Consider the following 26,093-nt stretch of genomic DNA (forward strand, 5'->3'; position numbering starts at 1 on the left):
GCTCGTGGGTCCCGCTCCCACTATCGTTACCGGCCATGTGGCCAGGACAGCAGCAGCCGCCCGGGGGCGATCAGAACCCCCAGGACGCGCAGACGAACCCCTACCAGCAGCAGTCGGGACAGCCGAACCCGTACCAGCAGCAGCCCGGTTACGGATACCCGCAGCAGCCCGGGTACCAGCAGCCCCCGACCGTTCCCGGCCAGCAGTGGGGACAGCCCCAGCTGCCCCAGCAACCTCAGCAGCCCCAGCGGCCGCCGGGTGGCGGCGGGAGCCCCTTCCAGACGAAGACCGTCGCCATCGTCGCCGCGTCCGCGGTGATCGTGGCGGCCGCCGCGACCGGCGCCTTCGTCCTGACCCGGGACGACGGCAAGACCAACGAGGCCGACGACAAGCCGTCCGCCTCCGCCTCGGCGGACGCCGCCCCGGCACCGGCCGCCAGCGTCCCGAACCCGCGGGCCGAGGGCGATGCGAAGCCGACGGTCGCGGGGTGGAAGGTGGTCGTCAACCCCAAGCACGGCACCGCCTTCGACGTGCCGCCGGAGTGGAACGTGCTGAGCTCCGGCACGGCCATCGGCTTCGAGGACGAGGCGAAGAACGACGGGTCCGCCGTCGTGATGATGTCGGCCCCCGCCTACCTCAAGGAGGACTGGTGCAAGGTCGACTCCGACAAGAACGGCAGTGAGGAGACAACCTCGCTGGCCGGCACCGGCACCAAGGGCGGCCAGGGCGCCAAGGACACCGCCGAGGCCGTGCGCAACGAGGCCGGGAACTGGGCGTTCGCCGGATACGCGCAGAAGGCGCCGCAGGGCACCACCAAGGTCTCCGAGCCGAAGGAATACACGACCGCTTCGGGCCTCAAGGGCCACATGGCGACCGCGAGCGTGACCGGCCAGCCGAAGGCCAACAAGTGCTCGTCCGACGGCAAGTCCATCGCGTTCAGCTTCAAGAACGCCAAGGGTGACTTCGCCAGCTGGATCCTCTACAGCGCCGCCGGAGTCCCGGACGAGGTCAGCAAGGAGACGATGGAGAAGATCCTGAGCACGGTCCGCCTGTCCGGCGGCTGATCGCCCTCTCCTCCCCGGGGGACGCCCTCCCCGCTCCCCCCGGGCCGGTAATCCGTTTGGATTCCCGGGCCCGGGGCGGGGATAGTCCGGGGGTGAGTTCTCCCCCCGCCGCACCGTCCCGCACGCCCGCACCCCGCCGTCGGCCCGCCTGGGCCGGCCGCAACTACACCCTGCTGACGGGTGCCGCGGTCGTGACGAACCTCGGCAGCCACGGAGCGCTCATCGCCGCCGCCTTCGCGGTGATGGAGGCCGGCGGATCGGGCTCCGACGTCGGCCTGGTCGCCGCCGCCCGCACGCTGCCGCTCGTCCTGTTCCTGCTCATCGGCGGCGCGCTCGCCGACCGGCTGCCGCGCCACCACGTGATGGTCGCGGCCAACGCCCTGAACTGCCTCTCCCAGGCCGCGTTCGCCCTACTCGTCCTCACCGGTGACCCCCAGCTGTGGCAGATGATGCTGCTGACCGCGCTGTGCGGCACCGGTACGGCCTTCTTCAACCCGGCGGCCGAGGGCATGCTCCTGTCCACCGTCTCCGGCGAGCACGCCAACCGCGCCTTCGCGCTCTTCCGCATGGCGATGAACGGCGCGGGCATCGGCGGCGCGGCCCTCGGCGGGGCGATGATCGCGGCGATCGGTCCGGGCTGGGTGCTGGCCGTGGACGCGGCCGCCTTCGCGGTCGCGGCAGCCCTGCGGGCCTTCCTCGACGTCGGCCACGTCCCCGACCGGGCGCCCGGCGGCGGCCTGCTGGCCGACCTGCGCGAGGGCTGGGTGGAGTTCAAGACCCGCCCCTGGCTGTGGAGCATCGTGCTCCAGTTCTCCGTCGTGGTCGCCGTCGTCGGCGCCGCGGAGGCGGTCTACGGTCCGCTCGTGGCCCGGGACCAGCTGGGCGGGCCGGCGCCCTGGGGACTGGCCCTGGGCTTCTTCGGCGCGGGCACCATCGTGGGCGCCGTCCTGATGATGGTCTGGAAACCGCGCCGGCTGCTGCTGGTCGGGACGCTGTGCGTGTTCCCGCTGGCGCTGCCGTCGGCGGGCCTCGCCGTGCCGCTCCCCGTATGGGGCCTGTGCCTGGTGATGCTGGTCAGCGGCCTGGCCATCGAGGTCTTCGGCGTGAACTGGATGACGACGATGCACCAGGAGATCCCGGAGGACAAGTTCTCCCGGGTCTCCGCCTACGACTGGTTCGGCTCGGTGTCGATGCTGCCGCTGGCCACCGCCCTCGCCGGCCCGGCCGAGTCCGCCTTCGGCCGCACCGAGGCCCTGTGGGGCTGCGCGGCCCTGGTGGTCCTGGCCACCGCCCTGGTCCTGCTGATCCCGGACGTCCGCCACATGACCCGCCGGGAACCCAAGCACCACGGCTCCCTCCCGCCCACCCCGGGCCCGACCCCGGCCGCCGCGGTCCCGGACTCCGCCGCACCCAGCCCCGCCGTCGCTCCCTAGTGCCGTGACCGGAAGGGTTCACCGGCTCACCCCAGGCTGAACGCGCCCTCCGGCGGAGCCGGGGACGGTACCGCGTCGGCGTCGGCGACCGGCAGGGCCCCCCGCATGAACCGCGCCAGCCGATCCCCGTGCTCCACCCGGGCGGGAAACGCGTCCGCCGCACACCGCCGGGCCAGCGAGGCCACTTCGAGGGGGGCGTCGGACGCCAGCAGCACGGCGTTCCCGAACCGCCGCCCCCGCAGCACCGCCGGCTCCGCGATCAGCGCGAGCTCCGCGAACGCGGCGCCGAAATTGGCCAGCTGCGCCCGCAGGAATCCGAACGGCGCCCCGTCGGCCAGGTTCGCCGCGTACACCCCGCCGGGCCTCAGCACCCGCGCCGCCTCCCGCGCGTACTCCACCGACGTCAGCTGGGCCGGCACCCGCGAACCGCCGAACACGTCGGCGACGATCACGTCCGTGCTCCCGGCGGGCGCCGCGGCCAGCCAGGTCCGGGCGTCGGCGGCGTGCACGGTGACACCCGACTCCTCCGCCAGCGGCAGGTGCCCCGCGACCAGCTCGACCAGACCCGTGTCGAACTCCACCACCGTCTGCCGGGAGCCCGCCCGCGTCGCCGCGGCGTAGCGGGGCAGGGTCAGGGCGCCGCCGCCCAGGTGCAGCAGGTCCAGCGCGAGCCCCGGCCCGGCCGCGCAGTCCAGGACGTGTGCGAGGCGGCGTACGTACTCGAACTCCAGGTGCTCCGGGTCGTCCAGGTCCACGTACGACTGCGGCGCCCCGTCGACGGTCAGCAGCCAGGCCCGCTCCCGGTCCACGTCCGGCATCAGCTTGGCGGTGCCCTGGTCCACGTCCCGGATCACCGGGATCTGTTCGTCGCTCACCGCACCATTGTCAGGCCGACCAGACGGCGGCCGCCCCGGCCGCGTGCTCGGCGGCCTGCGCCAGCCCGGCCCGTGCGGCAGGGTCGCGCCGGGCCGGGTCCAGGACGTTGCGCCCGAAGGCCTTGCGGGCCGCGGGCGACGGGGTGATCAGCAGCACCCGGGCGCCGGCCGCGCGCAGCTCCGCGGCCTGCGCGGCGGGTGAGGGGACGAGCCCCGAGCCGAGCGAGATCGGGGCGATGACGACCACGCGCGCGTAGCCGGCCGCGAGGTCGGCGTTGGTGGCCGAGCGGATTCCGCCGTCGATGAAGCGGCGTTCGCCGACCGTCACCGGGGGCCACACCCCGGGCACGGCGCAGCTCGCCGCGACCGCGTCGACCAGTCCGCCGCCGCTCTCCCGGTCGAAGGCCTTGAGCTCACCGCTCAGCGCGTCGACCGCGGTGACGACGAGGCGCCGGTCGGGCCACTCGTGCGAGACCAGCCGGGCCGCCAGCACCTTGCGGCGCTCCGCCTCGGGGCCGGTGTCCGCGGCCAGGGCCATGGCGCCCACCCGCCGGCGGTAGGCGGTCGCGTCGCTGCGGGAGCGCGCCATCGCCAGCGCGTAGCGGGCGATGACGCCCGCCCCCAGCTTCGCCGCGCTCTCCCCGGAGGCATCGCCGAGCTGGCGCTCGTACAGCTCCTGCGGGGTGAGACCGGAGCCGATCTGGGCGCCGACCACCGATCCCGCCGAGGTGCCGACCACGAGGTCGGCGGTGGTGAGGTCCACGCCCGCGCGGGCGAGCCCGTAGAGCATGCCGCACTCCCAGCCGATGCCGGTCAGTCCCCCGCCGCCGAGCACCAGTGCCGTGTCGCCGCCCATGTCCGCCCACCCCTCCGCCGACGCCTGTGGTGACGGCAGTCTCGCGCAAGCGGACTGCCGCCACCACGGCGGGGTCGGGACCGGCCGGGACCGCAGATCAGCGGATCAGCGGAGATCAGCCGAGCACGGCCGTCACCGTCCCTGCGCCGACGGTCCGCCCGCCCTCGCGGATCGCGAAGCCGAGCCCCGACTCCAGCGGGACGTCCCGCCCGAGCTCGACGGTCATGGTGACCGTCTCCCCCGGCCTGGCCGTGCCCGCCTCTCCCAGGTCCACGTCCCCGACCACGTCGGCGGTGCGGACGTAGAACTGCGGCCGGTAGCCGGTGGCGACCGGGGTGCCGCGCCCGCCCTCGCGTGCGGACAGCAGGTACACCTGCGCGGTGAAGCGCCGCCGGGGCGCCACGCTGCCCGGCGCCGCCACCACGTCGCCCCGGCGCACCTGGTCGCGTTGCACCCCGCGCAGCAGCAGGGCGACGTTGTCGCCCGCCTCCGCGGACTCCATCGGCTTGCCGAAGGTCTCCAGCCCGGTGACCACCACGGGGTCACCGGCGCCGTCCCCGCCGAGCAGGCTGACGCGGTCGCCGAGGCGGATGGTGCCGCGCTCGACGGCGCCGGTCACGACGGTGCCGCGGCCGGTGATGGTGAGCACGTTCTCCACCGGCAGCAGGAACGGCGCGTCCGTGTACCGCTGGGGCGTCGGCACGTACGTGTCCACCGCGTCCAGCAGCGCCTGGATCGCCCCGGTCCACCGCGGGTCGCCCTCGAGCGCCCGGAGTCCGGAGACCCGTACGACCGGCGCGCCGTCGCCGCCGTAGCCGTGCGAGCTGAGCAGCTCGCGGACCTCCAGCTCGACCAGGTCGGTCAGCTCGGGGTCCCCGGCGTCGGCCTTGTTCAGCGCCACCACGATGTGGTCGACGCCGACCTGCCGGGCGAGGAGCACGTGCTCGGCGGTCTGGGGCATGACCCCGTCGAGCGCGGAGACGACGAGGATCGCCCCGTCGAGCTGCGCCGCGCCGGTGACCATGTTCTTGATGTAGTCGGCGTGGCCCGGCATGTCCACGTGGGCGTAGTGGCGGGTGTCCGTCTCGTACTCGACGTGCGTGAGGTTGATGGTGATCCCGCGCCGGGCCTCCTCGGGGGCCCGGTCGATGCGGTCGAACGGCACGAAGGAGGCGCCCCCGCGCTCGGCGAGGACCTTGGTGATGGCGGCGGTGAGGGTGGTCTTGCCGTGGTCGACGTGACCCATGGTGCCGATGTTGAGGTGCGGCTTGGTCCGCACGAAGGCCGTCTTGGCCATGACGTCTTCCCGTATCTTCGAAGCCGGAACGGGACCCCTGGATCGAGCCGACCCTCCCCCTGTGGGGTCCGCCGGACGATCCGGGAAGGGTCAGCTTCGTGCGCCGTCGAATGCGGCGAAGGGGAATGCCTCTGCGAACGCCCCTGCGGGCACGGCAGCCTTCGGCGCGTCCGCGACTGCGGACGGTGCGACGGGGAAGGCGTACCGGGACATGCCCCTGATCCTGCCGGACGGGGCCCGGCCCGTCGAATGAATTACCGCCCGGGTGGAGGCGCGCGAACGTCCGCGCGCTCAGAGGTTCTTGAGCGCCTCGCGCACGGACAGCGGGGACAGCGAGCCCCGTTCGGCCTCGACGAACGACCGCACCGCGTCCGGGTCCGTCTTCGCGTACTCCCGCAGGCACCAGCCGATGGCCTTGCGGATGAAGAAGTCCGGGTGGCCCGCCTGCGCCCGGCAGTAGCCGAAGAGCCGGCCGGTGTCGGTGGCGGACTTGTAGCGGAGCTGGTGGAGCAGGGCGGTGCGGGCGAGCCAGAGGTCCTCGTCGCCGATCCACTCGTCCATCACGGCCGCCCGCGCCGGGTCGGCGGCCACCAGCGGGCCCACCGTGTGCGCGGCCAGCAGGTCGACCGTGTCCCACCACGGGACGGTGGTGACCAGGTGCCGGGCCACCGGCAGCAGTCCGGAGGAGCAGCGGGAGACGTACCGGCGCAGGTAGTCCACCGCGAAGTAGTGGTACTCACGCTCCGGGAGCTGCCAGCAGCGCAGCGCGAGCGCCGCGCAGTCCGCCTCGGACGGCCGGGGCGTGTCCTTGGTCACTGCCTTCGACAGCTCGCGGCGCAGCGGGGTGGGGATGCCGAGGAAGGGCGCGGCGTCCTTCATGTAGGCGGTCATGGCCCGTGCCCGGCCGGAGTCGGCGGCCGCCGCGTACGTCCCGGTCAGCCGCTCCAGGAGGGTGTCCGCGAGGGCGCTCGGCGGCACGCTGGGAGGTCGCCGGTCGTTCGACAGCATGAGGCCCAGATTACGGCGCACCGCCGCATACCTGGGCTAGTCTCCCGGGATGTCCCTCCTCCTCGCGCCGTGGACCCGGCTGTCGCTGCTCGTCGTGCTGCTGCTGGCGGCGGGCGCGTGCGTGCTGCTGTACGAGCCGCAGCGCGTGCTGTCGGAGGGCTGGCCCCCGGGCCTGCCGGTGGGCACGGCGGTGGTGCTGTTCGCCGCCGGGTACGGGGTGTGCGCGGCGGCCTTCGTGCCCCGCCCCCTGCTCAACCTGGCCGCGGGAGCCGTCTTCGGCACCCAGTTCGGCCTCGTCGCCGCGGTCGGCGGCACCGTGCTCGGTGCCGGCATCGCCTTCGGCCTGGGCCGTGTCATGGGCCAGCAGGCGCTGCGCCCGTACCTGCGCGGACGCTGGCTCCAGGCGGCCGACGGCCAGCTCAGCCGGCACGGGTTCCGTTCGATGCTCGCCGTGCGGCTCTTCCCCGGGGTGCCCTTCGTCGTGGCCAACTACTGCGCGGCGGTGTCGCGCTGCGGATGGCTGCCGTTCCTGGGCGCCACGGCGCTGGGGGTCGTCCCGAACACCACCGCGTACGTGGTCGCGGGGGCCAGTGCCTCCTCCCCCGGGTCGCCCGCCTTCCTCGTCTCGTTCGGCTTCATCGTGGTCTCCGTCGTGGGCGCCGGAGCGGTCGCGTGGCGCAAGCGGCACCGTCTGGCACCGGCCAAGATCCCCGCGGCGGCGTGCGCACTGGCGCCCCAGCACCCCCCTGTGGTCACCGGCGCCTCGCACGGGCCCTAGCATCGGACCCGAACTGCCCGACGATCACAAGGACGAGCGCACCCCGACATGAGCTGGTTCGAATCCCTAATCCTCGGTCTCGTCCAGGGGCTTACGGAGTTCCTCCCGATCTCCTCCAGCGCGCACCTGCGGCTGACCGCGGCTTTCGCCGGCTGGCACGATCCGGGAGCGGCCTTCACCGCCATCACGCAGATCGGCACCGAAGCCGCCGTACTGATCTACTTCCGCAAGGACATCGCGCGGATCGTCTCCACCTGGACCCGCTCGCTGTACACGAAGTCGCTGCGGTCCGAGCAGGACGCCAAGATGGGCTGGCTGGTCATCGTCGGCTCGATTCCGATCGGCGTCCTCGGCATCACGCTGAAGGACCACATCGAGGGTCCGTTCCGCGACCTGCGCCTGATCGCCACCACGCTGATCGTGATGGGCATCGTGCTGGGCATCGCCGACCGGCTGGCGGCCCGGGACGAGGAGGGCGGCCGGCACCGCGCCATCCGCGAGCGCAAGACGCTGAGCGAACTGGGCGTGAAGGACGGCCTGGTCTTCGGCCTGTGCCAGGCCATGGCACTGATCCCGGGCGTCTCCCGCTCCGGTGCGACGATCTCCGGCGGTCTGCTGCTGGGCTTCACGCGTGAGGCCGCGGCCCGTTACTCCTTCCTCCTGGCGATCCCGGCCGTGCTGGCCTCGGGGGCGTTCGAGTTGAAGGACGTGGCGGAGAACCCGGGCCACATCTCCTGGGGTCCGACGATCTTCGCGACGGTCATCGCGTTCTTCGTCGGCTACGCGGTCATCGCATGGTTCATGAAGTTCATTTCCACCAAGAGCTTCATGCCCTTCGTGATCTACCGGATCCTGCTGGGCATCGTCCTGTTCGTGCTGGTCGGCACGGACGTACTGAGCCCGCACGCCGGCGAGTCCGGCCAGTAGAGGGACCACGCTCACCGCTTCACATGAACCGGAGGCCGCCCGGGAACGTTCCCGGGCGGCCTCCGCGTCGTTGTGCCAGGAGAGACCTGAAGGCGAAAAGCAGGGGGTGTCCCATGCGTCGAGTGGTTCTGGAACGTTTTCCGGCCGGAAGCCCGCGGGGAAGCTGGCCCGCCGAGGAGTACGCGGCCCAGCGGATGCGCGAGGGCGTGCCGGCCGAGGTGGTGATGGATCTGGACAGCGACGCGTTCCTGGTCGTGGTCCGGCAGCGGGAGGTGCATTCCGGACACTGAGGGGCCCGCGGGAAGATCCGGTCCGCGCACGCCCCTTGGCCTCGTGCCTCCGCAGCCCCACACTTGCCCGATGACGCAGCGTGTGGACCTCGCCACGGTCATGGACCGGCTGGCGATCGACGAGGTGGTCTCGGGGTACGCGGTGGCCGTCGACGACGGTGACTGGGCGGCCTACCGCGCCCTGTTCACCTCGTCCGGGCGGGCCGACTACAGCTCGGCGGGCGGGATCGAGGGACCGGCCGGGGAAGTCGCCGACTGGCTCGCGCAGACCATGAAGCTCTTCCCTGTACGTCAGCATCTGATCGTCAACCGGCTGACGCGGCTGGAGGTCCTGGACGGCTCCCCGGGCGACCGTGCCGAGGTGCGGGCGGACTTCGTCAATCCGATGCGGCTCGCGGGGGAGGAGTTCGACGGCACGCTCACCGCGCCCAACTTCGTCGCCGCCGGGCGCTACACCTTCGCGCTGGCGCGCACGTACGACGGCTGGCGGCTCACCGGCGTCACCGTGCACGAGAAGTGGCGGCACCTCTCCGCCTGAGCCCGGCCGGGCGCGGTCGTCCGGCACTGCGCGGTCGTCCCGTACTGCCCACACTGGAAGCGGAGGCGCGCCATGGTCCCGATCCGGTCAGGGTGGTCCCCGCGATGGCGTGCGCCGGCCGCCGCCGCCGCGGGGGCCCTGCCCGCGCTCGCCTTCCCCGCGCCCGCGCTGTGGTGGTTCGCGTACGTGGCCCTCGTGCCCTGGATGCTGCTGCTGAGGTCGGCCCCCACCGGGCGGCGGGCCGTGCTGGAGGGCTGGCTGGGCGGGGCGGCCTTCATCGTGGCCGTCCACCACTGGCTGCTCCCGAGCCTGCACGTGTTCCTGGTGCCGGTGGCCGCGCTGCTGGGCCTGCTCTGGATCCCCTGGGCCGTGCTGGTGCGGGAGCTGCTGGGCGGGATCCCGGCGCCGGGCCGGGCCGCGGCCGGGCTCGTCCTCGTACCGGCGGGGTGGCTGCTGTCGGAGCTGGCCCGGTCCTGGCAGGGGCTGGGCGGGCCGTGGGGGCTGCTCGGGGCCAGCCAGTGGCAGGTGCCGCCCGCGCTGCGCCTGGCCTCCGTGGGCGGGGTGTGGCTGGTGAGCCTCCTGGTGGTGGCGGTGAACAGCGCGCTGGTGCTGCTGATCGCCGTGCCCCGGGCCCGGATCCCGGCGGTGGCCGGGGTGGCGGGGTGTGCGGTGCTGACGGGGATGGTGTGGCTGTGGGTGCCGGGTCCCGAGGCCTCGGGGCGGCTGCGGGTGGCCGTCGTACAGCCGGGCCTGATGCCGGACGGCCCGGACAGTGCCGAGCGGCGGTTCGCCGCCGGTGAGCGGCTCACCCTGGACCTGTCGGGGCAGCAGGTCGATCTGGTGGTGTGGGGCGAGAGCAGCGTCGGCGCGGACCTCGCGGCCCGCCCGGACCTGGCCGGACGGCTGGCTTCGCTGTCCGCGCGGGTCGGGGCCCCGCTGCTGGTCAACGTGGACGCGCGCGCGGCCGACGGCCCCGGGATCCGCAAGAGCGCGGTGCTCGTGGGCCCGCGGGGACCGACCGGTGACCGCTACGACAAGATGCGGCTGGTCCCCTTCGGAGAGTACGTACCGGCCCGGGCCCTGCTCGGCTGGGCCACCTCGGTCGGCAAGGCGGCCGGCGAGGACCGGGTGCCGGGCGACACCCCGGTGGTGATGGACCTGCCGGCCCGGCCGGACGGCCTGCCGGGGGTCCGCCTCGGCCCGCTGGTCTGCTTCGAGTCGGCCTTTCCCGACATGAGCCGCCACCTGGTCCGCTCGGGGGCCGCGCTTCTCGTCGCCCAGTCGGCGACCTCCAGCTTCCAGGACAGCTGGGCCCCGGCCCAGCACGCGTCGCTGGCCGCGCTGCGGGCGGCCGAGACCGGCCGCCCGGTGGTGCACGCCACCCTGACGGGCGTCAGCGCGGTGCACGGCCCCTCCGGGGAGCGGATCGGCCCGGCGCTGCCCGTCTCCGCGAGCACGGCGCGGGTGTACGAGGTCCCGCTCGCCGTCGGCACGACCGCCTACGTCCGCTACGGGGACTGGGCGGTGGCCGCGGCCCTCGCCGCGCTGGCGGCCTACTGCGCCGCGGCAGGGCTCCGGTCGCTCAGGAGGCCTGCCCCAGAACCGAGCCCACCACCCGCTCGCACAGCTCGTGGGTGAGCAGCGCGTCGCGCGCGCTGAGCGTCTTGCCCGTCTCCACGGCCTCCAGGAAGGCGTCCACCACCTGCTCGATGCCGCGCTGGCGGGCGACCGGCACCCAGTCCCCGCGCCGCCGCACGGTCGGCTGGCCCTTGTGGTCGATGACCTCGGCGAGGTTGACGACCTGCCGCTTGGTGTCCTGCCCGGAGACCTCGAGGATCTCCTCGGTGGAACCGGACTGCCGGTTCATGATGCCGAGCGCGGTGAAGCCTTCTCCAGACATCTGGAGCACCACCTGGTGCATGAGCCCCTCGCGCACCACGGCCCGGACGTCGATGTGGTCGGCTTCGCCCGGCAGCAGGAAGCGCAGGGTGTCCACGACGTGGATGAAGTCGTCCAGCACGAGCGTGCGGGGGTCCTCGGGCAGCCCGACGCGGTTCTTCTGCATGACGATCAGGTCGCGCGGGTGGTCCGCGCACTGCGTGTAGCCGGGCGCGTGGCGGCGGTTGAAGCCGACGGCCAGGGAAACCCCGCGCTCCTCGGCCAGTTCCACCAGGCGCGCCGAGTCCGCGAGCTCGTAGGCGAGCGGCTTGTCCACGTACGTCGGGACGCCGGCCTCCAGCAGCCGCGTGACGATCTCGGGGTGCGAGGCGGTCGGGGCGTGGACGAACGCCGCGTCGAGCCCTTCGGCGAGCAGCGAGTCGAGGTCCGCGTGCAGCCGTCCGGCCGGGAGGTGGTGGATCGCGCCCACCCGCTCCAGTGTGGCCGGGGTACGGGTCTGCAGGTGCAGCTCGATCTCCGGGCGGGTGGTGAGGACGGGCAGGTACGCCTTCTGCGCGATGTCGCCGAGTCCGATGCAGCCGACCTTCACCGGGAGCCTCCTGGTTCGTTCCTTGTGGGACGCTCGCAGCTTAATCCCTGGTGGCGGGGGCCTCGTTCGCTGAGGATGGCCGTCATGACGACCACGAGCACCGGATCACACCGCGACGAGCCCTCCACCACCGCCGGCGAACGCGACATGCTGGACGGCTGGCTCGACTACCACCGCGCCACCCTCGTCTGGAAGTGCGAGGGGCTCGCCGACGAGCAGCTGCGCCGCACGCCGCTCGCGCCGTCCGAGCTGAGCCTGCTGGGCCTCGTACGGCACATGGCCGAGGTCGAGCGGTACTGGTTCCGGGAGATCCTGCTCGGCGAGGACCTGCCGGAGCTGTACTCCACGAGCGAGGACGTGGACGGCGACTTCCACTTCGGCGAGGAGGCCACCTGGGCCGAGGCCGAGCGGGTGTGGCAGACCGAGGTCGAGCTGGCGCGGCAGGCGGCCGCGGGCCGTTCGCTGGACCTGGTGTCGGAGGCCGGGAGCCATCACCGCGGCGAGGTGTTCAGCCTGCGGTGGGTCTACACCCACATGATCGAGGAGTACGCGCGGCACAATGGCCACGCGGACCTGCTGCGCGAGCGGATCGACGGCGCAACCGGCGACTAGTCGTCACCCGTGCGGGGTGAATATGGGCTCCGGGTTTTCACAACGCGGTCTTCACGGAGCAGAGTTGCGCGGGTGCATCCAACCCGAACCACGACAAAGCTGCTGCTCGGAGTCGCCTGTGCCGTCTCGGCCGTCTCCGGATGCGTGAACGTGAGCCCCGGCGCCGCCCCCGTGCGGCCGGCCGGGGCCCCTGCCGCGGGGCTGCCGCCGCACCACGATCCGCGCGGCGGGCCGGCGCCCGCCCCCGTGGTGGTCCAGGCTCCCGCGCTGGAGGCGCTGAAGACGGTCCCGGAGCAGCCGGCGCGGCCCGCGGCCCCCTCCCCCGCCCGCCGGTCCGCCGAGCGCGCCCTCCAGGATGCCTCCGGCGGCCCCGTGCATGCGCCGCCGCCGGTCCCGGACATCCCGGAGCCCCGCCGGCCCGCCGAAGCGGCTTCGGGCCGTGAGGACGGCGACCGGCCCCGTCGGCCCCGGCCCGACGCCGGGCGGGAGCGGGAGCTGGTGAAGGAGCTGCCGGTACGGCCCGCCGACGTGTGCGCGCTGGGCCGCCGGCACGGGCGGTGGCAGCCCGACAGCCCGGAGGCCCGCATCTGCGCGGGCGTCCAGGGGGACTGACCCGCGGGGGCCTGCCTCAGGGGGACTGTTCCGGGAACGGCCGGGGCCCGGTCCCCGGGTCCTCGGCGAGCCGCCGCTCCAGCCGGGCGATGGCGGCCCGTACGCCGTTGCCGTACCCGTCGTCGGACAGTGCCCCGGTGGCGGCGCGGGCCCGCGCCAGGTGGATCCGGGCCGCTTCCGGCCGCTGGAGCTTCACGTAGTCGGCGGCCAGGCTGAGGTGCAGGGACGGGTAGAACACCCGCATCGCCGGATGCTGGTCCGGGGAGGCGGGCGGCGCGTCCCGCAGCGCCTCGGCGGCGGTCAGGGCCCGCAGGTCCCAGGCCAGCTCGTCGCCGGGGTCGTCCTGGGCGTCGGCCATGTAGTGGGCGAGCGTGCACCGGTGGAGGCAGTCGCCCTCCTCGCCGATCTCGGACCAGATCGCGCCGAGCCGGTTGCGGGCCTCCTCGCGGTCCCCGGCGTGCAGCAGGATGACCGCCTGGCCGATCCTGGTCATGACGGCGTCCTCCGACGCCTCCTGCTGCTCCGTCACCGCGGCCTCCGGCTCGTCCTGCCAGACCTGCGCAGGTCTGGTCGTCAAGAAGCTAGCCGGAGGCACCGGCAATGGCGCCGAGGCGCGGTGGGCGGTCAGCCCAGGTCCGGGATCCGCCAGTCGATCGGCTCATGGCCCTGCGCGGCGATGGCCTCGTCGATCTGGGTGAAGGGCCGGGAGCCGAAGAACTTCTTGGCCGAGAGCGGCGAGGGGTGGGCGCCCTTGACGATCACGTGCCGCTCCTCGTCGATGAGCGGGATCTTCTTCTGGGCGTAGGCGCCCCAGAGCACGAACACGGCCGGATCGGGGCGCTCGGACACCGCACGGATCACCGCGTCGGTGAACTTCTCCCAGCCCTTGCCCTTGTGCGAGTTGGGCTCGGCCTCGCGGACGGTGAGCACCGCGTTGAGCAGGAGGACGCCCTGGCGGGCCCACGGCATCAGGTACCCGTTGTCCGGGACCGGGAGGCCGAGCTCCTCCTTCATCTCCTTGTAGATGTTGCGCAGCGAAGGCGGGGTCTTGACCCCCGGCTGCACGGAGAAGCACAGCCCGTGCCCCTGGCCGGCGCCGTGGTACGGGTCCTGGCCGAGGACCAGCACCTTGACCTGGTCGAAGGGGGTGGCCTCCAGGGCGGCGAAGACCTGGTCGCGGGGCGGGTAGACCGGCCCGTTCGCCCGCTCCTTCTCGACGAACTCGGTGAGTTCCCTGAAGTAGGGCTGGTCCAGCTCCCCGCCGAGGACGGGGAGCCAGGACTCGGGCAGCATCTGGGTCACGGCGACAACCTCCGGTACAAGTTCGTGCAACTGCTCCAGAACCTACCGGGGACCACTGACAACGCGTCGGCCGCCCGCGTCGGCCGCCCGCACCGCCACCGCTACCAGCTGGTCTTGCGGTAGAACTCCCACATCTGCATCGCGGTCTGCGGGTCCAGCGCCCGCTCGGCGCCCGCGATGTCGTCCCGCGCGGCCACGTACAGCTTGCCCTGCCACAGGGGCAGCAGCCGGACGTCCTCGGCGAAGATCTGCTGGGCCCGCTCGAACTCGTGGACACCGGCCGACCGGTCGCCCTCGCGCCGGGTCTTGGGCAGCAGGTCGGTCAGGATCTCGTTCGGCTCGTACGGGGTGCCGACCGCGTTCTCCTTGCCGATGAACGGTGCGATGAAGTTGTCGGGGTCCGGGAAGTCGGGGAACCAGCCTCGGCCAAAGACCGGGTACTCCTGGTTCTTGTAGCCCTCCTGGAAGGCCTTCCAGGGCTGGCTGCGCAGATTGATCTTGAAGAGGTTGCTCTCGTCCAGCTGGCGCTTGATCTCGGTGAACTCCTCGGCGGTGGAGGAGCCGTACCGGTCGGTGGTGTACCAGAAGGTCAGCTCGACCGGCTGGTTGATCCCGGCCGCCTTGAGGATCTTCCTGGCCTCGTCGACGTCCGCGTGCCCGTACTTGTCGTAGAAGGGCGTCTTGTGGCCGACTACGCCCTTGGGAACCATCGAGTACAGCGGCTCGGCGGTGCCCTGGTAGACCTTGGAGACGAGCGCGCCGCGGTCGATGACCTGGGCGATGGCCTGGCGGACCGCGGGCTTGGCCACGGCCGGGTCCTTGGGGTTGAACACCAGGTAGCGGATCTCGGCTCCGACGTTCGCGACGACCTGAACGCCCTTCGCGGCGCCGTCGGAGCCCTGGAGCGCGGTGATCTCGGAGGCCGCGAGGCCTCGGTAGATCGCGTCGATCCCCTTGGACTTCAGGTCGGAGACCATCTTCGCCGAGTCCGTGTAGTAGCGGATGGTCACGGCGTTGTTCTGGCGCTTGGCGAAGCCGGTGTAGCTGCCGTTGCGGCCGAGGACGGCCTCGCTGCCCTCCTTGTAGGAGTCGAGCACGTACGGGCCGGATCCGGTGACCTTGCCGTCCTCGCGCACCTTGTCGGCCGGGTAGTCACCGGGCGCGACCAGCGAGGCGGCGGGCGAGCCGAGGACGAAGGGGAAGGTGGCGTCGGGGGTCTTCAGGTGGAAGACGACGGTCAGCGCGTCCGGGGTCTCGATCTTGTCGAGGGAGCCGAAGAGGTCCTTGGGACCGACCTTCGAGCCGATGGTCCGGATCCGGTCCAGGGAGTGCTTGACTGCCTTGGCGTCGAGCGGCTCCCCGTTGGAGAACTTCAGGCCCTTGCGCAGGGTGCACCGGTACGACTCGTTCTGCGCGTCCGTGAACTCGCAGCTCTGGGCGGCGTCCGGCTGGGGCTTGGTGGAGCCCGTGGGGAAGGCCAGCAGGGTCTGGTAGACGTTCCGGTACAGCTCCCAGGAGCCGTCCCATGCCGCTGCGGGGTCGAGGGTGCTGGGCGCGCTCGTGGTGCCGACGACGATCGGCTTCGTATCCGCGGCACTGTCGTCCGAAAGCAGGCCGCAACCGGCGAGCAGGGATATGGACGCAAGGGCCGCAGTGATCTGCAGGCATCTGGTCCGGTTGAACACGTGCACGCTCCTCGATCAGCCAGGGGTGCGGCAGACCCTACCGCAGTGCCCCACGAATCCAATGGGCAGGTTTCGTGAGGCACTTGACCGGTTCCGTGCACATTAGGGATGCATTTGCCACCCTTTCGGAGGCAAATGCGTCCGACTATCGGTCAATGCACTCCGGCATTGAGGAACATTCCTCCGTCAACGACCAGAGTTTGCCCTGTGATCCATTCCGCTTGTGCAGATGTGAGAAATGCGGCCGCTCCCCCGATGTCCTCCGGGACCCCGAGCCGGCCGAGCGGATAGGCGGCCGCGGCCTCCTGCTCCCGGCCCTCGTAGAGCGCCTGTGCGAACTTCGTCTTCACCACCGCCGGGGCGATCGCGTTGACCCGGACCCCGGGCGCCATCTCGTGCGCGAGCTGGAGGGTGAGGTTGACCATGGCGGCCTTGCTCATCCCGTACGCGCCGATGAAGGGCGAGGCGGAGACTCCGGCGATCGAGGCGATGTTCACGATCGCCCCGCCGTTGTCCTTCTGCCAGGCGTGCCAGGTCCGCTGGGCGAAACCGAGCGCGGAGATCACATTCGTCTCGAACACCTTGCGCGCGACCCCGAGGTCCAGGTCCGCGATCGGGCCGAATACCGGATTGGTGCCGGCGTTGTTCACCAGGAAATCGACCCGGCCGAAGGCCTCCATGGCGCGCTCGACGGCGACGGCCTGGTGGGCCTCGTCGTGCGCCTTGCCCGCCACCCCGATCACCCGGTCGGCGCCGAGGCGCTCCACGGCTTCCTTGAGGGCCTCCTCGTTGCGCCCGGTGATGCACAGTCGGTCGCCGCGGGCGACCAGCGCCTCGGCGATGCCGTATCCGATGCCGCGGCTCGCGCCGGTGATCAGCGCGACCTTGCCACTGTCGCTGCCGTTGTACGTGGTCATGGCGTACGCCCTGCCTCTCGTGAGCTCGTCAGTTGAGCGGGCCGCCGGCCACGTACATGACCTGGCCGGAGACGAAGCCGGCGGCCTCGCCCGTGAAGAAGGCGATGGCGTTGGCGATGTCGTCGGGGCGGCCGACGCGCTGGACGGGGATCTGGGTGGCAGCCGCCGCCTGGAAGTCCTCGAAGCCCATGCCGACGCGGGCGGCCGTCTGGGCGGTCATCTCGGTGACGATGAAGCCGGGGGCGACGGCGTTGGCGGTGACGCCGAACTTGCCGAGCTCGATGGCCAGGGTCTTGGTGAAGCCCTGCAGACCGGCCTTGGCGGCGGAGTAGTTGACCTGGCCGCGGTTGCCGAGCGCCGAGCTGCTGGAGAGGTTCACGATGCGGCCGAACTTGGCCTCCACCATGTACTTCTGACAGGCCTTCGACATCAGGAAGGCGCCGCGCAGGTGCACGTTCATGACCGTGTCCCAGTCGGTCTCGCTCATCTTGAAGAGCAGGTTGTCGCGCAGCACGCCCGCGTTGTTGACCAGGATCGTCGGGGCGCCGAGCTCGCTCGCGACGCGCGCCACGGCCGCCTCCACCTGCGCTCCGTCCGAGACGTCGCAGCCGACCGCGAGGGCCTTGCCGCCGGCCGCCGTGATCGCCTCGACGGTGTCCTTGCAGGCCGCCTCATCGAGGTCGAGTACGGCGACGGCCCGGCCCTCGGCGGCCAGGCGCACGGCGGTGGCCGCGCCGATGCCCCGGGCCGCCCCGGTGACGATCGCGACGCGCTGCTCGGTGGTGGACATGCTGGATCTCCTCGCCCTTGAGAAACGGCCGCCCAGAAATGAGCAACCGCTTAGTAGCTTCAGCTGAGGAGACGCTAGGAGCCCTGGCACCCGGTGTCAACGCCGATGGTTCCAGCCCGGTCAGCGGACCAGCAGGTCCAGCAGCCGCTCGACCTCTGCTGCGGGATCGGCCGTCAGGCCGGTGTGCACCGGCCCCGGCTGCACCACCGTGCTGCGCGGCGCGATCAGCCAGCGGAAGCGGCGGCCGGCGTCGTCACCCGCCGCCTGCCCCGCTTCGGCGCCGCCGCTGCACAGCCCTTCGACCCCGCGCAGCGCGGCCCGTACCCCGGCCACGTCCGCCCCGGGATCCAGCGCGAGGAGCTTGGCCTCGTCGAGGTGGGTGCGCGCGGCGACGTAGGAATGCGCCCGGCAGTAGACGATCACGCCGGCGTTGAAGCACTCGCCGCGTTCCATCCGGGGTACCACGCGCACCAGCGCGTACTCGAACACGTCCCGCTTGATCACTCGCTGTCGCTCTTCTTCCGGTGGGGCTGAGGGGCGAGGCGCTCGGCGAGCCAGCCGGGCGGTCCCGACCGCGGCTTCACCTCGGCCTCCATCGAGATCCTCTCGTGGATCGTGGCCGCGCGCGGCAGCAGCGCCTCCACGTAGGCGCGGCGCAGCGCGTCGGTGGAGTCGAAGCCGGGCTCGTCCACCAGCCACTCGTCGGGCACGTCTGCCGTGACCTCGGTGAGCAGGTCCTCGGTGACCAGCGGCGCGAGGGCGGCGGCCGCCGCCGCGACGTCCGGGCCCACGGGGGCCAGTACGTGGTCGGAGGCGTTGTAGGGCTTGGCCGCGGCGGCCTGGGCGGTGGGCCAGTTGTGGTGCCAGATCATGGTGGCGCCGTGGTCGATGAGCCACAGGTCCCCGTGCCAGACCAGCATGTTCGGGTTGCGCCAGGACCGGTCGACGTTGTTGATCAGGGCGTCGAACCAGACCACGCGCCCCGCCTCGGCGGGGTCCACCTGGTAGGCGAGCGGGTCGAAGCCGATCGATCCGGGCAGGTAGTCCATGCCGAGGTTCAGCCCGCCGCTGGCCTTGAGCAGCTCCTGCACCTCCTGGTCGGGCTCGCCGAGCCCGATGACGGGGTCGAGCTGCATCTGCACCAGCCGCGGGACCCGCAGGCCCAGCCGCTGGGCCAGGCGGCCGCAGACGACCTCGGCGACCAGGGTCTTGCGGCCCTGGCCGGCTCCGGTGAATTTCATGACGTAGGTCCCGAGATCGTCGGCCTCGACGATTCCCGGGAGCGAGCCGCCCTCACGCAGGGGCGTGACGTAGCGGGTTGCTACGACCTCTTCCAACACTTTCCCAGGCCACCCATCTTTTCAGCCTTGCAATCAACGGACTACATCTCTGGAGCGCGTGGGCAGGAATCACCAGTCAACGGGGCTGGGGAGAATCTGGGGAGTTTCGGCTGGCGGGCCGGTCTCCCCGCTCCCCAAGGAGCCCGTCGAGCGTGCCTCGGCCCTTACTGCCCGCTTCCGGCATGAAGTGAGCATAGTAACCGAGGGTGATCGCCGGCGAGGAGTGTCCGAGCCACCGAGCCAGGGTCACGACGGACTCCCCCGCTTCCAACATGATCGAAGCGTAGGTGTGCCGAAGCACGTGGAAACCGTCCTTCGGGGCCGCCGCCCACTGCCAGGCTTTCGCCCCCTCGGCACGTGGCGGGATGACGCCGGCCTTGGCCAAAGCAGGCTTCCAGGTATAGGTGTTCCAGGTGTTCACCGCGACGGCATTCCCAAAGCGCGTAGTAAGCAGCAAGGAGACCTTCCTCCTCGCCCCATCCGGCTTCCCCCACGGAAGCTCCACCACGACTGGCGGACACGCCTCTATGTGACGCTTCAACTCCTCGGCGACCGCACGGGGCATGTCGACGCTGCGGACCTTCTTCCCCTTCGGCAGGGCGAGGTACAGCCTTCCATGAATGGCCTGCACCTGCCGCCGAACGTGGAGAACCCCGCGTTCATAGTCGATATCCTCCGGGCTCAGTCCGAACACCTCGCCCTGGCGAAGGCCGCACCCCAGGCCGACTACGACGGCGATCCTGTTCCGCGAGTTGATGGCATCGCGGACTCGAAGTGCCGTAGCCATCGGCCACGCGTCGCGTCGCTCCCGTGGCGACTTGGGCCACCGGACAGATTTCGCGCGCATAGGGTTGCGCACGAGACGCTTGTCGTCGACAGCTGCCTCCAGAATGGAGGAAAGCTCCGAAAGGATGCCACGCTGGTAGTCGATCGACGAGACTGTAGACCCCAGCGTGGTTATGAACGCCCGTAGATCCGTTGCGGCGATGTTCCGGAGCGGGATCTCGCCCAGGTGCGGGACGATATGGAGACGAGTTCTACGCTCTTGGCCGTCCTGGGTCTTCGGAGCACCACCTCGCCCCGGCGCCCAATGCGTCGCAATGTAGTCGGCTAGCGTGATGGACCCGTCACGCGGATCTACGAACTCGCCGCGCTCCTCGTCTGTGGCTGTACGCCGGAGCCACGCCTTTGCGTCCTCAAGCACATCGAAGGAACGGTCCCGCACCCCCGGTATGCCAGCGACCTTGTAGCGCTTGCCCTTGCCGTAGCGTGCGGTCTTTTCCCGCCTTCCAGTAACGGGATCCTTCGTCTTCCTGATCCAACGGTCCTCGATATAGCCGGCCAATCCAGCCCTCTTTCAATTGAGATGTGGGTGTCGAACAGTCCGAGTCGTCACGCCCTGGAGCCAGCGCGTCGCTGCGGCTGCGAGTTCAACGGGTCCAGAGCAGGGTTGGAACGGGAGTCCGCGCATTCCTGCTCATTGATCCAAGCGTCCAGAGATTGCCGCCGGTACATGACGCGCCCACGGGGCCCCATACGGAAACTAGGCGGACCGTGCCTTCGGTGGCGCCAGACATAAAGTGTGTGCGGCGAGAGGCCGAGGTATGCAGCGGCGGCCCTTACGTTCAGGAATGATGCATCTACTGCGCCTGCCGAGGCCGATGCAGCCAATGCTGAATGTAGCGAATGCGTAGGAGTGGGTATGGACATGGAGTTCTCTCTGCAGGGGCTGCAAGGGCGTGCGGGTCGCGCGCAACCCCGTTCGCCATAACCCCACCGCCAAGCGCAGTCGCGTACGAACATCAAGAAGGTTGCCGACACGCCCACACCACCCACCGCCAAGTAGTCGGTGCGAGCTCCTTCAATGATCTGGAGAATCCCCGGTTTGGCTGACCGGGGATCGTCTGCTATGTAGAGAAGGGGTGGCCAGTTTGCCGCCGCTCAGGCATCCCGGCCTTGCTCGTACGACGCCAACCGATAGGATCGATGAGCGGGGTCCGCGCCCACCACGACCGGAACCAGCAGTTCATCCCGGGAGAGCCGGCCGAAGTCCTGAGTCGCGCGCCGCACTGCGCCCCCGAGAACCTGGGCCGACTGATACGGGGTAGAGCCGGGATACGCCGCCACGAAGATCAGGAGCGCTCGGTCTCGTCGGTACGCCTCCAGAATATGGACCTCGGCAAACAGTGCGGCCGCGCACACGCAGAGACAAAGCGATAGAGCAACGACCGCATACTCATCGCAGAGACTCCCAGATACGGCACAGCCCGCACCGATGACGAACAGGGCTGGCGCGGTCAAGCGAAATGCAAAATGGACAACGTTAGACAGCTGAGACTCCCCCGGGTGGGCACAAGAGGCAGAGAACAGTCGGAGCTAGACGCCCGGCCCGGCTCGGAATCCACGCCGATCTTCCGACGGGTGTTGTAGGTTGACATCCACTAGCCGAATGTTCCAGTCTTCTCGGCAATCTCTACGTCTGCCGTGGGCGAATCCGACGCCGAACGGGCCTCTTCGCCGAGAAGGACACATTGATGCGGACCCCTGAGGGCAAGTGGGAGCGGTCACTCCACCAGCTGCAGAAGCTGGGCCAGCTTTCGGCAGCAGCACGCGGGCGGGCGGCCGCGGCACCCGAGGTGCTCGCCTCCATCGGGGGCACGTCACAGGGCCGCAGCGACCACATCGCCGCATACTCGACGCTTCGGACCTACAGCCAGGCCTGTGACGTGGCCTACCTGCGGGCCTCAACCCGCCTGCTAGGGCGGGCTGCATCGGATCGGCATCCGCCAACACACCTCCCGCGCCCATGGCACGTTGGCCCTTCGGCCCCGTCCTGGTGGGTCGCGATAGTCCGGCGTCCCGGCGCCGTCTGGCGAAGCATCCCCAAGTGCGCACCGGAATTCGAGTTGGGGACTCTGTTGGATCACCCGGCTGTCGCTGCCGTTACCACCCGTGCAGAGGAACTACGCGCAAGCCGTCTGGCCAAGCACGTCCGAGGCTCGTCGGCCCTGTACGAGATCACGAGGCTGGTCGGACCGGAGGGTCGCCGAACGGCCGCCGGCGTCCGCATCCGGCCCGGCAAGGAGGAGGAAACCCGCCAGCTGCACACAGACCGGCACAGGGTTTGGGATCGTGCCCGTGCCTACGGCGACGCGGCCCAGGTCCTGCTGGTCGAATGGCGCAACGGCGCCACCACGTAACCGCGCTGCACGTCCGAACCGCGCACCTTGATCAGGATGCGGGCCAAGTTGGCACCAGAGCAGACCGCACCTTGCCTGACCTACGGAGAACAGCGCTCCGGGAGCAGCCAGGATCGTCGACCGAGCCCGCCGACCTTGCACTGGTCGCACGTTGCCCTTGCCGCCGCGGCGAGACCCGTACAGCAGGTGGGGGTCACTTTCGAGCCCATCTCCCGCGCTTGGCAGTGCAGTCGCCCCGAACCGGGCCCGAGTCGGCCTCGCGGGTTAGGTGCTCGGTGGCTCGCGCAGGACGCACCTGGTCCGTCACAGGATCCGCCACCCGAGGTCCTCCTCGCCTCGCCTAAGGGCGCGGATTCTTCGCTCGACTTCGTCGATGCTGCCGGGCGTGTGACCACTCTTTCGTGCGTTGGTCGTGATCATGCGGAGTTCCCTGAGGTCACGGAGCGTTTCGTAACCTGACCACTTCGTCACGTCGAATCCGTATGCTGCGGCGAAATCGTCGTAGTGCGGCTTGCCGTACCCGAATCGGCGTGAGTGGACCTCAACCGTGACGAGGTCCCATTCGGGTTGGCCGATCGCCGCCGTGTCCCAGTCGCACAGGACCACCGATCCGCCGGCCGCGTGGAGGGCGTTGCGGTGCTGCGGGTCCCCTTGGATGACGCCCGGCTGGCACTCGAAGACGACCCCGCCGAGCGCCTCCTCAAGCTGATCGACGCGGGAGGACAGAAACCGGAGATCGGAGGCCGGCAGCGTCGTGGTGGCCGAGATGGATCGCCGGATCGCGCGTACGTTGTCGTGCTCCGGGAGGTCGAAAGGTGGACGGTCGAGGGTGTGAAGTATCTGGAGCGGTTTGGCAAGTTGCTCGGCGGCCAAGGACGCTCCCGACTGGGGCAGGTAATCCCAAAACGTCACCGAGTGCTGTCGGTCGACGAGGACCGGCTGGTCGCATTCGAGAAGAGGCACTGTGGGGAACCCTGCGTCCATCAGCCAGCGAGTGAACCGCACCGTGCGCTCAACAGCTTCCGGCGGAGTGCCGATTCGGGCGATCTTGGCGACGGCGGGGTGGCGGGAGAGGCGCAGGACGGCGTTGGTGTGTCCTCGGAGGACATGGGCGCCCTCGGCATCCAGGCCGACCGTCGTACAGGCCTGGTGCAGGATGCTTCGCATGTCCGCTTCGGAGTAGCCGCCGGGTGCGGTCGGCAGTGCAGTCATGGGGTCAATCTGTCTGACGATAGGCCCAGCTGTCACTTCGGTCCGCCGGGGATAGCCAGAAGTTCACGCAGCTCCATGGCCGCCCGCGTCCTCCCGTTCGGCCCTGGAAGGCTCTCGATGACGCCGCGTGCCCGCGCGCTGATGATGGGGGTCCGGTGTTCTTCTGGAACCTGGAGAAAGACGGCTGCGGCCAACTGACAGGCCTCGGTCCCGCTGCGGTCTCTGGCAAGGCAGATGGCTGTCTCCAGTCGCAGGAGGGCTGGGTCAATCCCCGTCGTGACCGGGTAGAGGGCGATGGCCTCGCTCTGGGTCTTCATCGCGGCCGAGCTCCGGCCCAGGGCGGTGTACGTGCCGCTGAGGTAGAGCAGGTACCGGCGCCGGGGGAAGGCGAAAGCATCGTCATCGGCCCCGGTGGCAAGGCGTTCGTAGAGCGTCGCCGCTTCTCGGAGCCGGAGCTCGGCTTGGGCGCCGTCGCCGATCTGGGCCAGTGCCCTCGCCTCCGCCATCGTGGCGAATGCTGCTGTTGCGGTCGGCCGGCCCCGGGTGAGGAGTCGTGCCTCGCGGGCGAGTGCGATGGCGGTATCGAGGGGGCCGTAGTAGTACGGCAGCATCGCGGCTTGTGCCCGGACCCGAGCGCGTAGGTCCCGGTTGCCGCTCTCTTCCGCGGCGAATCGGGCGGTCTCGTACCAGACGCCGCTGCGGCGCAGGTCTCCGAGTTTCATGAGGGAGTCGGCGATCAGCGTGGCCAAGAGGGCCGTCATCTCGGTCAGGCGGACGTGTACGGAGGTTGTCTGCCGCTCGCGCACCAGGGCCTCGACGTCGTCGAGCTCCTCCAGCAGCTGGGTCAGCATGGTTTCTGGGGGCGTGTACAGGTACTGCCTCCGAAGGAGTAGGAGTCGCTCGTCCAGGAGGTCGATCTGCCCGCCGGCGACCGTTCCCGCCGCGAGGGCCGAGTTCGTCGACCGTCGTGCAGCATCAACGCGGTCTGCCAGTGACGAGGAGCTCGCAACGGCAGGTACTGGTAGGAGCTCCTCCTCGGTGGTGCCGGTGGCCGGCGGTTCGCCGGAGAGACCGAGTGCGCGTGGCGTGGCGCCGTAGTACGCGCACAGGACGGAGACGACGGCCCTTCGTGGTTCGCGGCCGCCGGTTTCCCATGAGCTCAGCTGGTCGCCTTCGACTCGTGGCCCTTCGGGGTCGTGGTTTAGAGCCAGGGTGCGGACCTCTCGACCAGCGACGGCCAGCGTCTTGCCCAGGGCCAGGCGGTAGGCCCGGAGGCGCGAGACTCCGCAGTGCTGGTGGATCAGGTCGGCGATGTCGTGATGGGACCGGCCGGCCTGCACTTCGCGGACACGGATAGCGCGCGCGCAACTTGGCCGGTGAGGAGGCGCGGGTGTCATCACGTGGGCTCCGATCAGGGGGCGCCGCCCAGGGGCGCCTCGGGTTCCCACGATTCTCCGGCGGATGCGCCGGAGAAACCGTGGGATTCCCAAAATCTGCCCCCACATGCGCCGGATCCGGCGGGTACGCCGGTTGAGGCCCATGCGGGCCGTGGCGACTCTTACCTACTGCCTGAGCCTGATGGGGCCTCAGACGTCCAATCCACGGAATGGAGGGGTCGTTCGATGTTCGGAAGAGATCCTTCGCACCGTGCGACCGGCACACCGCGAAGCCACCGCGGGTCAACTTCTCTATGCGGCCATTTCGGTGCGCAGCTGGGTCAGCGCCTGTTCGGCGGATTCACGGGCATCGGGGAGGACGTCGCCGGCGGCGCGCAGGGCGCGCTGGAGCTGGTGTGGGAGGCGTTGGGCGCGCGCTTCGCGTACGGCTCCCACGAGCAGTTCGGTGGCGCCGCGGTGGTCTCCGGCCAGGAGTCGGACACGGCCCGAGGTGATGAGTTCGATGACTCGCCACTGGGGCGCGATCGACATGGTCGGGGTGGGGGAGGAAGCTTCAGCGCGTTGTATCGCGTCTTCTGCCCTGCCGGTGGCGATGAGGCCCCGCAGATGGATCTCGTAGAGTGCCGTGGGGTTGACGAGGCTCGTGTGGTCGACCTCGTCGAGGAGTTGGTGTGCCTCCTCCATCGTGCGGTCGAAGAGGGTCTGGTTGCCGAGGGTTCCGGCGGCTCGTGCGAGCAGGGGCAGGACGGCTGCGCGCTCGGTCTGGTTCGGGGCGATGGCCGCGGCATGGGTGAGGCGGTGGACGGCGGCGCCGACCAGGCCCGACTTTCGCAGCTCGTTTCCGTGCATGCGGAGAGCCGTGGTGGTGAGCGCCGGGTCGTCGAAGATGCGGACAACGTCCAAGCTCTGCGCTGTCCAGTGCGCGGCGGTGGCAAGGCGCTCCTCCGGCAGCACGTTACCGAGGGCCGTGCCCAGGCCCAACCGGGCATGGGCAAGGAGGTGCAGGACTTCGCGTTCGGTGTTCCCGTCGCGGGCTCGGGCTTCAAGTCGGGCGACGAGTGGCCAGAGCTCCGCGACGGCTTCGGTGGCGTGTCCGGACTGGCGGGCGATCTCAGCGAGGCGGACGGTGGACTGGCCGAACTGGAGCATCGCGCGGTGGTCCGCGTCGGCGGGGTCGGTGACGCCGAGGACGTGCGCCGGCAGGGAGAGGCGTTCGGCGACGTGGCGCAGGCTTCCAACGTCGTTGAGGTGGCGTTTGCCGAGTTCGAGGGCGGAGACGTACGTCTTGTCGTAGCCGAGGAGTTCACCGGTCTGGGTCTGGCTGTCGCCGTGGACACGCCGGTAGTACTTCAGGATCGCGGACAGGTTCCGGGTGGCGAGGATGGCCTGGGCTTCGGGAGTTGCCCATTGCCAGGAGACGAGCCGGGGCGATCGTCGCGGCGGTTTGCCGGTCTTCTGCGAGGTGTCCACAG

General features: G+C 70.8%; 26 protein-coding genes. 9 read left to right on the forward strand and 17 right to left on the reverse strand.

Annotated features, from left to right (window positions below; all coding sequences use genetic code 11):
- The first annotated feature begins 35 nt into the window (after positions 1-35).
- Positions 36-1,064, forward strand: a complete 1,029-nt coding sequence (locus ACTVZO_RS06970; protein ID WP_443297542.1) for a hypothetical protein — start codon at positions 36-38, stop codon at positions 1,062-1,064.
- Positions 1,065-1,156: 92 nt separating this feature from the next.
- Positions 1,157-2,497, forward strand: a complete 1,341-nt coding sequence (locus ACTVZO_RS06975; RefSeq protein ID WP_443297543.1) for an MFS transporter — start codon at positions 1,157-1,159, stop codon at positions 2,495-2,497.
- A gap of 26 nt (positions 2,498-2,523) precedes the next feature.
- Here ACTVZO_RS06975 and ACTVZO_RS06980 read toward each other — a convergent pair whose 3' ends face one another.
- The 4 genes from ACTVZO_RS06980 to ACTVZO_RS06995 form a co-directional block, all read right to left on the reverse strand.
- The gene (locus ACTVZO_RS06980) at positions 2,524-3,315 is read right to left on the reverse strand and encodes a spermidine synthase (protein WP_443303067.1); all 792 of its coding nucleotides are present in this window, start codon (positions 3,313-3,315) and stop codon (positions 2,524-2,526) included.
- A 67-nt stretch (positions 3,316-3,382) separates the two neighbouring features.
- The gene (locus tag ACTVZO_RS06985; RefSeq protein ID WP_443297544.1) at positions 3,383-4,228 is read right to left on the reverse strand and encodes a patatin-like phospholipase family protein; all 846 of its coding nucleotides are present in this window, start codon (positions 4,226-4,228) and stop codon (positions 3,383-3,385) included.
- 115 nt (positions 4,229-4,343) lie between these two features.
- Positions 4,344-5,525 carry an elongation factor Tu gene (gene tuf, locus ACTVZO_RS06990; RefSeq protein ID WP_443297545.1) on the reverse strand — a complete coding sequence of 394 codons (1,182 nt, stop codon included), beginning with the start codon at positions 5,523-5,525 and terminating at the stop codon, positions 4,344-4,346.
- 291 nt (positions 5,526-5,816) lie between these two features.
- Positions 5,817-6,533, reverse strand: a complete 717-nt coding sequence (locus tag ACTVZO_RS06995) for a DNA alkylation repair protein (RefSeq protein WP_443297546.1) — start codon at positions 6,531-6,533, stop codon at positions 5,817-5,819.
- Between the two features lie 49 nt (positions 6,534-6,582).
- On the opposite strand from ACTVZO_RS06995, the gene ACTVZO_RS07000 reads away from it, so the two are divergent.
- The 5 genes from ACTVZO_RS07000 to lnt all read left to right on the forward strand — a co-directional run bounded on the left by ACTVZO_RS07000 (position 6,583) and on the right by lnt (position 10,704).
- On the forward strand, positions 6,583-7,311 hold the full coding sequence (locus ACTVZO_RS07000) for a TVP38/TMEM64 family protein (protein WP_443297547.1): 729 nt from the start codon (positions 6,583-6,585) through the stop codon (positions 7,309-7,311).
- 48 nt (positions 7,312-7,359) lie between these two features.
- Complete coding sequence (locus ACTVZO_RS07005) at positions 7,360-8,238, forward strand: undecaprenyl-diphosphate phosphatase (protein WP_443297548.1); 879 nt, start codon at positions 7,360-7,362, stop codon at positions 8,236-8,238.
- A 113-nt stretch (positions 8,239-8,351) separates the two neighbouring features.
- Positions 8,352-8,528: a hypothetical protein gene (locus tag ACTVZO_RS07010; RefSeq protein WP_443297549.1), complete on the forward strand. Its 177-nt coding sequence runs from the start codon at positions 8,352-8,354 to the stop codon at positions 8,526-8,528.
- A 70-nt stretch (positions 8,529-8,598) separates the two neighbouring features.
- Positions 8,599-9,066: a nuclear transport factor 2 family protein gene (locus ACTVZO_RS07015; RefSeq protein WP_443297550.1), complete on the forward strand. Its 468-nt coding sequence runs from the start codon at positions 8,599-8,601 to the stop codon at positions 9,064-9,066.
- Positions 9,067-9,138: 72 nt separating this feature from the next.
- Entirely contained in the window at positions 9,139-10,704 is a 1,566-nt protein-coding gene (gene lnt, locus ACTVZO_RS07020) for an apolipoprotein N-acyltransferase (RefSeq protein ID WP_443297551.1), read from the forward strand.
- Here the strand turns inward: lnt and ACTVZO_RS07025 are convergent.
- Positions 10,649-11,554 carry a Gfo/Idh/MocA family protein gene (locus ACTVZO_RS07025; RefSeq protein ID WP_443297552.1) on the reverse strand — a complete coding sequence of 302 codons (906 nt, stop codon included), beginning with the start codon at positions 11,552-11,554 and terminating at the stop codon, positions 10,649-10,651. The genes lnt and ACTVZO_RS07025 overlap by 56 nt on opposite strands.
- 84 nt (positions 11,555-11,638) lie before the next feature.
- Here ACTVZO_RS07025 and ACTVZO_RS07030 point away from each other — a divergent pair, with 84 nt between their 5' ends.
- Both ACTVZO_RS07030 and ACTVZO_RS07035 read left to right on the forward strand, forming a co-directional pair.
- Entirely contained in the window at positions 11,639-12,166 is a 528-nt protein-coding gene (locus tag ACTVZO_RS07030) for a DinB family protein (RefSeq protein ID WP_443297553.1), read from the forward strand.
- 72 nt (positions 12,167-12,238) lie between these two features.
- Positions 12,239-12,778 carry a hypothetical protein gene (locus tag ACTVZO_RS07035; RefSeq protein ID WP_443297554.1) on the forward strand — a complete coding sequence of 180 codons (540 nt, stop codon included), beginning with the start codon at positions 12,239-12,241 and terminating at the stop codon, positions 12,776-12,778.
- 16 nt (positions 12,779-12,794) lie between these two features.
- Here ACTVZO_RS07035 and ACTVZO_RS07040 read toward each other — a convergent pair whose 3' ends face one another.
- The 12 genes from ACTVZO_RS07040 to ACTVZO_RS07095 form a co-directional block, all read right to left on the reverse strand.
- On the reverse strand, positions 12,795-13,307 hold the full coding sequence (locus ACTVZO_RS07040) for a hypothetical protein (protein WP_443303068.1): 513 nt from the start codon (positions 13,305-13,307) through the stop codon (positions 12,795-12,797).
- Positions 13,308-13,402: 95 nt separating this feature from the next.
- Positions 13,403-14,071, reverse strand: a complete 669-nt coding sequence (locus tag ACTVZO_RS07045; protein WP_443303069.1) for a uracil-DNA glycosylase — start codon at positions 14,069-14,071, stop codon at positions 13,403-13,405.
- 110 nt (positions 14,072-14,181) lie between these two features.
- Positions 14,182-15,765, reverse strand: coding sequence for an ABC transporter substrate-binding protein (locus tag ACTVZO_RS07050; protein WP_443297555.1), 1,584 nt, complete (start codon positions 15,763-15,765; stop codon positions 14,182-14,184).
- Between the two features lie 152 nt (positions 15,766-15,917).
- Positions 15,918-16,682: an SDR family oxidoreductase gene (locus ACTVZO_RS07055; RefSeq protein ID WP_443297556.1), complete on the reverse strand. Its 765-nt coding sequence runs from the start codon at positions 16,680-16,682 to the stop codon at positions 15,918-15,920.
- Between the two features lie 28 nt (positions 16,683-16,710).
- Positions 16,711-17,472: a 3-oxoacyl-ACP reductase FabG gene (gene fabG, locus ACTVZO_RS07060; RefSeq protein WP_266610951.1), complete on the reverse strand. Its 762-nt coding sequence runs from the start codon at positions 17,470-17,472 to the stop codon at positions 16,711-16,713.
- A gap of 120 nt (positions 17,473-17,592) precedes the next feature.
- On the reverse strand, positions 17,593-17,976 hold the full coding sequence (locus ACTVZO_RS07065; RefSeq protein ID WP_443297557.1) for a DUF3037 domain-containing protein: 384 nt from the start codon (positions 17,974-17,976) through the stop codon (positions 17,593-17,595).
- Positions 17,973-18,809 (reverse strand): HipA family kinase, encoded by an 837-nt coding sequence (locus tag ACTVZO_RS07070; protein ID WP_443303070.1) that lies wholly within the window; start codon positions 18,807-18,809, stop codon positions 17,973-17,975. The genes ACTVZO_RS07065 and ACTVZO_RS07070 overlap by 4 nt, the downstream gene beginning before the upstream one ends.
- Positions 18,810-18,888: 79 nt before the next feature.
- Positions 18,889-20,016: a tyrosine-type recombinase/integrase gene (locus tag ACTVZO_RS07075; protein ID WP_443303071.1), complete on the reverse strand. Its 1,128-nt coding sequence runs from the start codon at positions 20,014-20,016 to the stop codon at positions 18,889-18,891.
- A gap of 188 nt (positions 20,017-20,204) precedes the next feature.
- Entirely contained in the window at positions 20,205-20,615 is a 411-nt protein-coding gene (locus ACTVZO_RS07080) for a helix-turn-helix transcriptional regulator (protein WP_365953927.1), read from the reverse strand.
- Positions 20,616-22,315: 1,700 nt separating this feature from the next.
- A complete protein-coding gene (locus tag ACTVZO_RS07085) occupies positions 22,316-23,224 on the reverse strand; it encodes a phosphotransferase family protein (RefSeq protein WP_443297558.1) in 909 nt (302 codons plus the stop codon).
- A gap of 32 nt (positions 23,225-23,256) precedes the next feature.
- Positions 23,257-24,564, reverse strand: coding sequence for a helix-turn-helix domain-containing protein (locus tag ACTVZO_RS07090; protein WP_443297559.1), 1,308 nt, complete (start codon positions 24,562-24,564; stop codon positions 23,257-23,259).
- Between the two features lie 348 nt (positions 24,565-24,912).
- The gene (locus tag ACTVZO_RS07095; RefSeq protein ID WP_443297560.1) at positions 24,913-26,091 is read right to left on the reverse strand and encodes a hypothetical protein; all 1,179 of its coding nucleotides are present in this window, start codon (positions 26,089-26,091) and stop codon (positions 24,913-24,915) included.
- Between the last annotated feature and the right edge of the window lie 2 nt (positions 26,092-26,093).

The organism is Streptomyces sp. IBSNAI002 (assembly GCF_052244475.1).
In the GTDB taxonomy this organism is placed as follows: domain Bacteria; phylum Actinomycetota; class Actinomycetes; order Streptomycetales; family Streptomycetaceae; genus Streptomyces.